This is a genomic window from Streptomyces sp. NPDC093600, assembly GCF_044764755.1.
In the GTDB taxonomy this organism is placed as follows: domain Bacteria; phylum Actinomycetota; class Actinomycetes; order Streptomycetales; family Streptomycetaceae; genus Streptomyces.
On record NZ_JBIWIU010000003.1, the window covers coordinates 141,690 to 153,754 of the forward strand.

7 protein-coding genes are annotated in these 12,065 nt (G+C 73.5%); all 7 read left to right on the forward strand.

What is annotated here, in order from left to right:
• Positions 1 to 143: 143 nt before the first annotated feature.
• The 7 genes from ACIRB4_RS10650 to ACIRB4_RS10680 all read left to right on the forward strand — a co-directional run bounded on the left by ACIRB4_RS10650 (position 144) and on the right by ACIRB4_RS10680 (position 12,044).
• The gene (locus tag ACIRB4_RS10650) at positions 144 to 2,366 is read left to right on the forward strand and encodes a 1,4-beta-glucanase (protein ID WP_403289837.1); all 2,223 of its coding nucleotides are present in this window, start codon (positions 144 to 146) and stop codon (positions 2,364 to 2,366) included.
• Positions 2,366 to 4,333 carry a beta-galactosidase gene (locus ACIRB4_RS10655; RefSeq protein ID WP_403289838.1) on the forward strand — a complete coding sequence of 656 codons (1,968 nt, stop codon included), beginning with the start codon at positions 2,366 to 2,368 and terminating at the stop codon, positions 4,331 to 4,333. The genes ACIRB4_RS10650 and ACIRB4_RS10655 overlap by 1 nt, the downstream gene beginning before the upstream one ends.
• The gene (locus ACIRB4_RS10660) at positions 4,330 to 6,690 is read left to right on the forward strand and encodes a glycosyl hydrolase family 95 catalytic domain-containing protein (protein WP_403289840.1); all 2,361 of its coding nucleotides are present in this window, start codon (positions 4,330 to 4,332) and stop codon (positions 6,688 to 6,690) included. Before ACIRB4_RS10655 ends, ACIRB4_RS10660 begins: the two co-directional genes overlap by 4 nt.
• 38 nt (positions 6,691 to 6,728) lie before the next feature.
• Positions 6,729 to 7,445 carry a hypothetical protein gene (locus ACIRB4_RS10665; RefSeq protein WP_403289841.1) on the forward strand — a complete coding sequence of 239 codons (717 nt, stop codon included), beginning with the start codon at positions 6,729 to 6,731 and terminating at the stop codon, positions 7,443 to 7,445.
• Between the two features lie 251 nt (positions 7,446 to 7,696).
• A complete protein-coding gene (locus tag ACIRB4_RS10670) occupies positions 7,697 to 8,419 on the forward strand; it encodes a FadR/GntR family transcriptional regulator (RefSeq protein WP_403289842.1) in 723 nt (240 codons plus the stop codon).
• Positions 8,420 to 8,602: 183 nt separating this feature from the next.
• Positions 8,603 to 10,126, forward strand: coding sequence for an ABC transporter substrate-binding protein (locus tag ACIRB4_RS10675; RefSeq protein ID WP_403289843.1), 1,524 nt, complete (start codon positions 8,603 to 8,605; stop codon positions 10,124 to 10,126).
• Between the two features lie 184 nt (positions 10,127 to 10,310).
• Positions 10,311 to 12,044, forward strand: a complete 1,734-nt coding sequence (locus tag ACIRB4_RS10680) for an ABC transporter permease subunit (protein ID WP_403290428.1) — start codon at positions 10,311 to 10,313, stop codon at positions 12,042 to 12,044.
• The last annotated feature ends 21 nt before the right edge of the window (positions 12,045 to 12,065 follow it).

A 12,065-nucleotide genomic window follows, 5' to 3' on the forward strand; every position in this document is an offset into this window, starting at 1 on the left:
TCCGGACCCCGCCGCAGTGCCTTCCGCCGTACGGCTTCACGGCTCCGCCCGGCCGTTCGCGCCCACGCGGCGGAGCCGCACATCGACGAGGTCCCGACCCCCGATCCCCGCTCGACCCCCCTCCGCGAAGACCGAGGTATGTCATGAGCACGTTTCCCCTCAGCAGACGTTCAGTACTTGCCGGTTCCGCGGCCGCCGCCGCGGCCGCCTCCCTGCCCGCGGTCTCGGGGCAGGCGCAGGCTGTCGCCCCCGTGGCCGTCGCGAAGAGCGGCTACCGCTGGCGCAACGCCGTCATGGGCGGTACCGGGTTCATCACCGGGGTGCTGTTCCACCCGTCGGTACGAGGGCTCGCCTACGCCCGGACCGACATCGGGGGCGCCTACCGCTGGGACGCCCGTACCGACCGCTGGATCCCGCTCACCGACCACCTCGGCTGGGACGACTGGAACCTCCTCGGCGTCGAGGCCATGGCCGTCGACCCCCACCACCCGAACCGGGTGTACCTCGCCCTCGGCACGTACACCCAGCCCTGGGCGAGCAACGGGGCCGTGCTGCGCTCCGAGGACCGGGGGGTCACCTGGAAGCGGACCGACCTCGCCGTGCGGCTCGGCGCCAACGAGGACGGGCGCGGCTGCGGTGAACGACTCCTGGTCGACCCGCGGAACAGCGACACCCTGTGGCTCGGCACCCGGCACGACGGGCTGCTCAGGTCGACCGACCGGGGCGCGACCTGGCAGGCCGTGAGCTTCCCGGCCACCCCGAGCGCCACCGGCCAGGGCATCACCCTCCTCGTCGCCGCCGGCCGCAGCGTCTACGCCGGCTGGGGCGACTCCGACGGCACCGCCGACCGCCCCCACCTGTACCGCACGTCCGACGGAAAGACCTGGGAACCCGTCCCCGGACAGCCCACCGGCGCCGCCGCGAGAATGCCGATCCGCGCCGCGTACGACCGCAGGAGCCGCGAGCTGTACGTGACCTACGCCAACGCTCCCGGACCCAACGGGCAGACGGACGGCAGCGTGCACCGACTGCGTACCGCCGACGGCACGTGGACCGACGTCACCCCGGTGAAGCCGGGCGGAACCACGACCGACGGCTCCACCGACGCCTTCGGGTACGGCGGGGTCGCCGTCGACGCCCGCCGCCCCGGGACGCTCGTCGTGTCCACCAACAACCGCTGGGCCGAGATCGACACCCTCTTCCGCTCCACCGACGGCGGCCGCACCTGGACGTCCCTGAAGGACCGTGCCGTCCTCGACGTCTCGGAGGCCCCTTACCTCACATGGGGCAAGGACAAGCCCAAGTTCGGCTGGTGGATCCAGGCCGTCGGCCTCGACCCGTTCGACTCCGAGCACATCGTCTACGGCACCGGCGCGACCCTGTACGGCACGCGCGACCTCAAGCACTGGGCTCCGCAGATCCGCGGTATTGAGGAGGCGTCCGTACGCCAGCTGATCTCGCCCCCGGTCGGCGAGGCGCACCTGATCAGCGGGTCCGGGGACATCGGCGTGATGTACCACGAGCGGCTCACGGCATCGCCCTCGCGCGGCATGGCGTCGAATCCTGTCTTCGGGTCCGCGACGGGGCTCGCCCAGGCCGCGGCCGAGCCGTCGTACGTGGTGCGCAGCGGCTGGGGCGACCACGGCAACGGCGCCTACTCGAACGACGGCGGAAAGACCTGGGCGCCCTTCATGGCGCAACCAGCCATCGCCAAGGACGCGCCGGGTCCGATCGCCACCAACGCCGACGGCAGCGTGCTGCTGTGGTCCTTCGTGCACTGGGACGGCACCACCTACCCGGCCCACCGCTCGGCGGACAACGGCGCCACCTGGACCGAGATCACCTCCTGTCCGAAGGGTGCCGCCCCGGTCGCGGACCCGGTCGACCCGAAGCGCTTCTACGCCTACGACACGACCGCCGGCACGCTCTGCGCCAGCACCGACGGCGGCCTGACCTTCACCGCGCGGGCCACCGGCCTGAGCTCGGGCGACGCCGAGTTCCGGCTCGTCGCGGCCCCCGGCCGCTCCGGGGACCTGTGGCTCAGCCTCAAGTGGAACGGGTTGTACCGCTCCACTGACGGAGGTGCGACCTTCACCAAGGTCGGCAGTTGCTGGGCCTCGTACACCCTCGGCTTCGGCAAGGCCGCCGAGGGCGCCTCCTATCCGGCGGTCTACATGGTCGGCTCCACCGAGACGATCACCGCCGTGTACCGCTCGGACGACGAGGCGAAGACCTGGCTGCGCGTCAACGACGACCGGCACCAGTGGGGCTGGACCGGCGCGGCCGTCACCGGCGATCCGCGCGTCCACGGCCGGGTCTACCTCGCCACCAACGGGCGCGGCGTGCAGTACGGGGAGCCCGTCTGATGCCCGAGCTGAGCGACGCGACACGAGGCCGCCTCCTCTTCGGCGGCGACTACAACCCGGAGCAGTGGCCCGAGGAGACCTGGCACGAGGACGTCCGGCTGATGAAGGCGGCCGGGGTCAACTCGGTCACCCTCGGCGTCTTCTCCTGGTCGACGCTGGAACCCGAGCCCGGCGCCCGGGAGTTCGGCTGGCTCGACACGCTGATGGACCTGATGCACGAGAACGGCATCGGCGTCGTCCTCGCCACCCCGACCTCCTCGCCCCCGCCCTGGATGGGCCGGCTGCACCCGGACACCCTGCCCGTCACCGAGGACGGCCGCACCGAGTGGTGGGGCGGCCGGCAGCACTTCTCGCACTCCAGCGCCACCTACCGGCGTTACGCCGCCGCCATCACCGAGGACCTGGCCGTCCGTTACGGCGCCCACCCGGCCCTCACCATGTGGCACATCAACAACGAGTACTGCACCTTCGACCACGGCGACGAGGCCGCGGCCGCCTTCCGCCGCTGGCTGCGCGAGAAGTACGGCACCCTCGACGCCCTCAACCAGGCCTGGGGCACCGCCTTCTGGAGCCAGGGCTACGACACCTGGGACGGCATCCTGCCGCCGCGCCTGCCGCACTACATGCGCAACCCCGGTCAGGTCCTGGACTTCCGGCGCTTCACCTCCGACGCGCTCCTGGAGTGCTACGTCGCCGAGCGGGACATCGTCCGCCGCCACACCCCGCACACCCCGGTCACCAGCAACTTCATGCCGCTGTGGTTCGGCCAGGACGCCTGGCGGTGGGCGGGGGAGGAGGACGTCGTCTCCGTCGACATCTACCCCGACCCGCGCGACCCGCTGGGCGCCCAGAGCGGCGCTCTCGTCCAGGACATGACCCGCTCCCAGGCGCGCGGGCCGTGGATGCTCATGGAACAGGCGGCCGGGGCCGTGAACTCACAGGGGGTGAACCACCCCAAGCCGCGGGGCCTCAACCGGCTCTGGTCCCTCCAGGCCGTGGCCCGGGGCGCCGACGCCGTCTGCTACTTCCAGTGGCGGCAGTCCCGGCAGGGCGCGGAGAAGTTCCACTCCGGCATGGTCAGCCACGCCGGGGAGGAGGGCCGGACCTACCAGGAGGTCAAGCGGCTCGGCGCGGACCTCGCGCGGATCGCCCCGGAGGTCTCGGGCCGGCACGGCACCGCCGACATCGCGATCCTGCACGACTGGCACGCCTGGTGGGCCGGGGCCCAGGACGGCCGCCTGTCCCGGCACGTCGAGCACGCGGACGTCCTCAGGGCCTGGCACCGTGCCCTGTGGCAGGCCCACCTCACCACCGACTTCGCCCACCCCGCGCACGACCTGTCCGCGTACCGGCTCGTCGTCGTCCCGCAGCTGTACCTCCTCGACGACGCGGCGATCGAGAACCTCCTCGGCTACGTCCGCCAGGGCGGCACCCTGGCCTGCGGCTTCCTCACCGGCGTCGCCGACGAGGACGACCGCGTGCGCCCCGGCGGCATGGACGCCCGCCTGCGCGAGCTGTTCGGCATCCGAACCCTGCACGAGTGGTGGCCGCTGGACGCGGGGGAGACCGTCACCTGCGAGGGCTTCACGGCGTCCCTGTGGTCCGAGGAGCTGGAGGCCGACGGCACCGCCGACGAGACCGTGCCGTACAAGGGAGGTGAACTCGACGGACTGCCCGCCGTCCTGCGCAAGGGACGGGCCTGGTACGTCTCCACACTCCCGGAGCCACACGCGCTGCGCGACCTGCTGGCCCGGATCGCCTCCGGGGCGGGCGTCCGGCCGGTGCTGGGCGGCCTCCCCGAGCAGGTCGAGGCCGTCCGCCGGGGCGAGGTCCTGTTCGTGCTCAACCACGGCCGCGAGCCGGTGACCGTCGACGTGCCCGGCACCCACCACGACCTCCTGACGGGGACGGCCGTCACCGACCGGGTCACCCTCGGCCGCTACGGCGTGGCGGTGCTGAAGCCATGACCGCGATCAACGGGCCCGGACACGGCACGGCGGTCGGCGGGGCCGACCACGGCACCGCGATCAACGGGCCCGGACACGACACGGCGGTCAGCGGGCCCGGACACGACACGGCGGTCAGCGGGGCCGACCACGGCACCGCGGCCGACGGGCCCGTCCACGGCACCGCGGCCGACGGGCCCGTCCACGGCACGTGGGAGCCGCGGCCGGCCGGCCGCTGGGAGGACGGCTTCCTGAGCGGCAACGGCCATCACGGCGCCCTCGTCTTCGGTGATCCGAACGCGGAGCGGGTCGTCGTCACGCATCACACCCTCGTACGGCCCAGCGGGAACGGCGAGCACCGGCGGCCGCCCCGGCTGGCCGCCGAACTCCCCGCGCTCCAGGACCGCCTCATGGCGGGCGACCGCACCGCCGGGGAGGGGTTCACCGACGGCCGGCCGCACCAGTGGGCGCGGCCCTTCCACCCCGCCTTCCAGGTCAGACTGGCCCGGCCCGCCGACGACGGGGGCGACTACCGTCGCGATGTCGACTTCACGACCGGCGTCGTACGCGCGACCCGCGCCGGCTGGACCAGCCGGGTCTTCGTCTCCCGCGCCGACGACGTGATCGTCCAGCACGTGACGGCGCCCGGCCTCACCGTCGGTACCTCCCTCGACCACCGGCTCCCCGGCGTCCCCGCCGGACTGGCCGTCTGCCACGGCGCCACCGGCACCCCCGAGGGCGCCCTGCTGAGCCTGCGCGCCCGCTACCCGGAGGGTGACCGCTCCTTCACCGGCGTCACGCTCGTCGTCGTCACCGGCGGCACGACGACCCTCGCCCCGTCCGGCGCTCGCGTCGAGGGAGCCCGGTCCGTGCTGCTCCTCACCCGCGTCCGGCGGCACACCGGCGAACTGGACGTGACCGCGGAGGGCCGCGCGCTGCGCGACCTGCCCCTGGACTACGACCAGCTCCTCGACCGCCACGCCGCCCTCCACCGCCCCGCCTACGAGCGCGCCACCCTCGACCTCGCCGCCGGCCACGCCGAACGTGCCCTGCCCGGCTCGGAGTTGCTGAAGCGACCGCGTGAGCCCGCACTGCTGGAACGGCTGTTCGCGGCCGGCCGCTACCACCTGCTCTCCTCCGCCGGACTCTTCCCGCCCCGCCTGACAGGCCTGTGGACCGGCGACTGGAACACGGCCTGGTCGGGGGCGTTCACCAACGACGCCAACCTCAACCTCCAGACCGCCTCCGCCGCGGCCGCCGACCTGCCCGAGGTCACCGAGGCCCACGCCGCGCTGATCCACCGTCAGCTGCCCGACTGGCGCGACAACGCGCGCGCGGTCTTCGGCACCCGGGGCGTGGTCGCCCCCGCCCACACCGACGGCGACTCCGGGCACGCGTACCACTTCAGCCGCGAGTACCCGCTGCACCTGTGGACCGCGGGCGCCGACTGGCTGCTCAAGCCCCTCGTCGACCACGACGAGACCCACGGCGCCCGCGACCCGCGCACCGCCGCCGCCCTCGCCGAAGTCGCCCTGTTCTACGAGGACTTCCTCACCCGCACCGACGACAAGGGCCAGTTCGTCGTCGTGCCCTCCTACTCGCCCGAGAACCGCCCGGCGGACGCGAGCTGGGTCACGGTCAACGCCGCCATGGACCTCTCGGCGGCCCGCCACGCGCTCCTGACGGCCGCCCGGTACCACCCCGAGCACGGCGACCGCTGGCGCGCCCTCGCCGACCGGCTGCCGCCGCACCGGATCAACGAGGACGGGGCCCTGGCCGAATGGGCCTGGCCGGGCCTGACGGACTCCTACGACCACCGCCACCTCAGCCACCTCTACGGCGTCTGGCCGCTCGACGAGATCACCCCCTACGACACGCCCGACCTGGCGGCCGCCGCCCACCGCGCCCTCGAACTGCGCGGCGCCGAGAACGACTCCGCGCACGGCCACCTCCACCACGCCCTCATCGCGGCCCGGCTCCGGGACGGCGAACGCGTCGCCCACGCCCTCGGCCAGGTCCTGGACGGCGACTTCTTCCACGCCTCCCTGATGAGCGCGCACTACCCGCACCGCGACGTCTACAACGCCGACGCCGCCCATACCCTGCCCGCCGTACTGATCGAGATGCTGCTCCAGTCGACCCCCCAGCGACTGGTTCTGCTGCCCGCGCTGCCGCCCTCCCTCCCGGCGGGCCGGCTCACGGGCGTACGTACGCGGTTCGGCGCCGAGGCCGAACTGACCTGGGCGCCCGGCCGGGCGACGGCGGTTCTGAAGCCGTCTCGCACGGTCCGTATCGAAGTCAGGACTTCTTCCGGCGACGCGCGGTCGATCCAACTCGTCGCCGGAGAGGACCACGTCCTCCGTCAGGGGGCGTGGTAGCAACCCCCACAATTCCCCCCACCCGTGGAAGGGACACCATGGCAAACAGCATGGTCCGCAAGATCACCATGGCGGTGCTCGCGCCGGCGATGGCTCTCGGTGCCACCGTCGGCCTCGCCTCCGCCCCCGCTTCGGCAGCAGTCTGGAACACCTGCGCCCAGTGGGGCAACACCAGCCTGAACGGCTACAAGCTCTACAACAACATCTGGGGCTCCGGCGCGGGAAGCCAGTGCCTCTGGGCCAACTCCGGGACCAACTGGGGTGTCTGGGCCAACCACCCCAACACCGGCGGCATCAAGTCCTACCCCAACTCGACGAAGACGATCAACAAGACGATCGACTCCCTCGGCTGGCTCACCAGCACCTACAACGTCAGCGTCCCGTCGTCCGGCGCGTACAACACGTCGTACGACATCTGGGACACCGACCACCAGTACGAGATCATGCTCTGGGTCAACCACAACGGAGCCGTCGGCCCGATCGGCACCTGGCAGGCCAACGTCTCGCTCGGCGGCCACAGCTGGAACGTCTACAAGGGCTCCAACGGGTCGAACCAGGTGTTCTCGTTCCTGCGCACGTCCGACTCCCACTCCGGCACCGTGGACGTCAAGCCGATCCTCAACTGGATCGCCCACACCAAGCGCTGGATGCCCGGCAACGAGACCATCGGCGACGTCCAGTTCGGCTATGAGATCACCTCGTCCTCCGGCGGCCTGAACTTCAACACCAACAACCTGACCATCAGCGGCGGCTGACCGGCACACCAGGGGGCCGGGGCCGGTCCGCGTCCTTCCTCGGACGCGGTCGGCCTCGGCCCCGCGGCGCGTTCTGCTCGGTCAGGAGACCGTGCCGGTGGCGGCCGTCGGTGCGTGCGGTGATCGTCGCCGTCACCAGCCTGCGCATCGCTCCGTCGAGTTCGCCCCCCGTATCATCGGCGTCACCCTCGGCAGGCGGTCTCCGGAACTGGTCGGACGTGCTCCGAGGCGCGGCGGGGGAGGGGTGAGCGGTGTCACTGACGGACAAGGCCATCGAGCGGATCCGTGAACTGATCCGGACCGGTGCCCTGCCGCCGGGTTCGAAACTCCCACCGGAGCCGGAACTGGCCGCCCAGCTGGGACTGTCCCGCAACCTCGCCCGGGAAGCGGTCAAGGCACTGGCCGTCGCGCGGGTCCTGGAGGTCCGGCGGGGCGACGGCACGTATGTGACGAGCCTCCGGCCGAGCCTCCTCCTCGAAGGTCTCGGCGGCGCGGTGGAACTGCTGCAGGGCGACTCGGTCGCCCTGCGGGACCTCATGGAGGTACGGCGGCTCCTCGAACCGGTCGCCACGGCCCTGGCCGCGACCCGGATCTCCGACGCCCAACTGGCCGAAGTGGAGCGGCACCTGGACGCCATGCGCGAGTCGCGCGACGACGTCGAACAGCTGATCGCCCACGACGCCGCCTTCCACCGCGCCGTCGTCTCGGCCACGGGCAACGAGACCCTCCTCACCCTCCTGGAGGGCATCTCCGGCCGCACCCTGCGCGCCCGCGTCTGGCGCGGCCTGGTCGACGACGAGTCCGCGGGCCACACTCTCACCGAGCACGAGGCGATCTTCAACGCGCTGTCCACCCGTGACGCCGCCCTCAGCCAGGCTGCCGCGCTGCTGCACGTGAGCAACACCGAGCAGTGGCTGAGGAAGCACCTGCGCTCCGGCGAACCGCTCCTTCTCGGGACCACGGCGCGGAAGTGACGGGCGGGCGCCGCCTCGTCCTGGAGACGGTTCCACGCGACCGCCGTCCCGCACGGCGCCCAGTGGTTGAGCTTTCACCTACCCGGGTGAAGTTCGGTAAGCCTACCCTTATAGGCTGACGTCTCCTGGGGCCGCCCACCCGGCGCACCAGGGCCTCCCATGCCCATCTGACAGGACGTCGCCATGCCCACCACCCCCCGCCGCCTCCTCGCGGCGCTCGCGCTCACTCCCCTCCTGGCCGGCTGTTTCGCGGCGGGCGGCGGGGGATCCACCGGGGCAGGTGCAGCGGGTACGGAGGGGCGGCTGCGGGTGGCGCTCGCCGTGCCGCCGGCCAAGGCCCTGTCCCCGTTCAGCAACGACGCCACCGTGCTGAGCAAGCTGTCGATCGCCGAGGGCCTCACCGCCCTGGACGCCAGCGGAACGGCCGCCCCCGCGCTCGCCACCTCCTGGAAGCGGGACTCCGCCACCGCCTGGACCTTCGAGCTGCGCAAAGCCACCTTCCAGGACGGCACCCCGGTCACCGCACAGTCCGTCGTCACCGCCCTCGCGCACGCCAACCGGGCCACCCCCAAGCCACGCGTCCTCAGCGACGTGGACCTGACCGCCCGCGCCGTGGACACCGACACCGTCACCCTGACGACGAAGAGCGCCGACCCGGTCCTGCCGCTCCGGCTCGCCAGCCCCGCCCTCGCCGTCCTGGCCGCCAAGGCGTACGCGGCGGACGGCACGGTCAGCCCGGTCGGCACCGGCACCGGCCCCTTCCGGATCACCCGCCTCACCGGCAGGACCAAGGCCACCCTCGACCGATACGACGGCTACTGGGGCGGCCGGGCCAGGACGGCGGGCGTCGACGTGACCTGGATCGCCGACGGCACCGCCCGCGCCAACGCCCTGCGCTCCGGCACCGTCGACATCGCCGAGTGGATCCCCACCGCCCAGGCGAAGCTCCTGGACCAGGACACCCGGCACGAAGTGCCCTCCGTACGCACCGACAGCCTGATCCTCAACACCGGCGGCGGCCTGTTCACCGACCCCGCCCTGCGCGCCGCCGCCCGCCAGGCCGTGGACGGCTCCGCCCTCGTCGACTCCGTCTTCAGCGGCTACGCCGACCCGGCGCAGGGACTGTTCGGCCCCGCGGTGCCGTGGGCCGCCGGCCGGCGGGCGGCGGTGACCGGCCGCCCCCAGGCCGCCACGCCCGCCCAGGTGAAGGCCGAGGCCGCGGGCAGGACGCTGCGCCTGGCCACGTACACCAACCGCGCCGAACTGCCCGAGGCCGCGACCGTGCTCCAGCAGCAGCTGGAGAAGGCCGGGTTCACGGTGAAGCAGGACGTCCGCGAGTACACGCAGATGGAGGCCGACCTCCTCGCGGGGAAGTACGACGCGCTCGTCTTCTCCCGGGTCACGCTCCTCGACACCGGTGACGCCGTCGCCTACCTCGCCAGCGACTTCACGAGCACCGGCGTCTACAACATCGCCGCACTGAAGAACACCTCGGTCGACCGGGCGATCCGGGCCGCCGCGGAGGAGAGCGACACGACGAAGCGCCGGCAGAAGATCATGCGGGCGGAGGCGGAGATCCTGCGCACCGACGCGGTCGTGCCGCTCGTCCACGAGAAGGTCGTCCAGGGCATCGCCGCCGGCGTCGAGGGCGTCACCCTCGACCCGCGCGAGCGGGCCCTGATCACCCTCGACACCCACCGCGAGTAAGCGGCATGAGCAGCGCTCCGCGAATGAGCGGTATGAGCGGCGCTCCGCGAGTAAGCGGCACGAGCGGCGGTCCCCAGTGAGCGGCACGAGCAGCGCTCACGGCACCACGCCCGCCCGCCCGGCACGCTGGGTGGCGGGCGCCGGCCGCCTCGGCGCGGGAGCGGCGCTCCTGACCGCCGTGGCCATGCTGCCCTGGCTGTCCAGGACCGACCCCGCCCTCACCGTCCTGCGCGCCCGCGCCGCCGACCAGGACCCCACCCCGGCCGAACTGGCCGCCGTACGCGAGGAGATCGGCCTCGACGCCGGCCCCTTCGCCCACCTCGCCGACTGGCTCGGCGGAGTGCCGCGCGGCGACGCCGGCACCTCATGGGTGTCCGGGGAGCCCGTCCTTCCCGAGGTGACGGCCGCACTCGGCGTGTCGGTCACGCTCATGCTGGGCGCGCTCCTCGTCACCGTCCTCGTCGCCGCGGCCGTCTGCGCGCGCACGGTCCACCTCGGGGCACGCCGCCGGCTGCGACGGGAGCGTACGGGCACCGGGGCGGCGGTCCTGGCCGCGCTGCCCAAGTTCCTGCTCGCCTCCCTCCTCGCCCTGGTGTGCGGGGTGTGGCTGGCCTGGTTCCCCACGGGCGGCTGGGAGGGCCCGGCATCGATGGTGCTGCCCGCCCTCGCGCTCGGCCTTCCGTCCGGCGCGATGATCGGCGGCCTGCTCGACCAGGCACTGCCCGCCGCCTTCCACGAACCATGGGCCAAGACCTGGCGCGCCGCCGGCTTCCGCCCCGGGCACACCGCCCGGCACGCGCTGCGCCGGGCCCTGCCGGGAGTCCTGCCCCAACTGCTCCCGACCGTCGTCGGCCTCGTCGGCGGCGCCGTCGCCGTGGAACGCATCTTCAACATCCCCGGGCTCGGCCGCCTCGCCCTCGACGCCGCCATCGCCCAGGACCTTCCCCCTCTGCAGACCGCGACGCTCGCCCTGGTGCTGCTCGGCACGGCCGCGGGCCTCCTCGTCCAGGCCGTCCGCCGCGCGCTCCTCGGCCGCGCGCTGCGCGACCGAGCCCTGCCCGCGCTGCCCCGGCCCCCACTGCCGCCCGGACGCACCCGGCGCCTCGTCGCCACCGGTTGCACCCTCGTCCTGCTCGCCCTCGTCGTCGCCGGGCTGCTGCGCGACCCCCTGCACGTCGACACGGCCGCCCGACTGCTTCCGCCCACCCCCGCCCACCCCCTGGGCACGGACTCCCTCGGCCGCGACCTCCTCGCCCGCCTGGGCCACGGCGCCCTGCGCACGGCGGCCGTCGCCCTCGCCGTCACCGCGGTCTGCGCCCTCACGGGTCTGCTCCTCGGCCTCGCGCCGCGCATCACCGCGGGCCTGACCGACGTCGTCGCCACCATGCCCGCCGTCCTCGCCGGACTCCTCGTGACCGCGGCCACCGGCCCCTCCCTGTGGGGCGCCGCCCTCGCCGTCTGCCTCGTCGGCTGGAGCCCGTACGCCGCCCAGAGCGCCGCCCTCCTCGAGCAGGAACGAGCCGGCGGCCACATCGCCGCCGCCCGCTCACTCGGCGCCGGACGACTCCACCTCCTCCGCCGCCACCTGCTCCCCGCCCTCGGCGCCCCGCTCCTGCGCAACGCGCTCCTCCGCCTGCCCACCACCGTCCTCGTCCTGGCCTCCCTCGGCTTCCTCGGCCTCGGCGAACAGCCCCCCACCCCCGAGTGGGGACGCCTGCTCTCCGAGAACCAGCCCTATGCCGAACTCGCCCCCTGGACCGTCCTCGCCCCGGCCTGCGCCCTGATCCTCCTCTCGGTCCTCGCCGTCACGGCCCCCACGGCAAGCGGAGCCACTGACCCCGGGAGTCCTGCGGACAGTGCGCTGTGGTGCCGACTCCTGGGCGCGGGGAGGAAAGTCGGTCGGCCGGGTCGGCCATAGCTTCGGGGTGTGCCGAGCCGC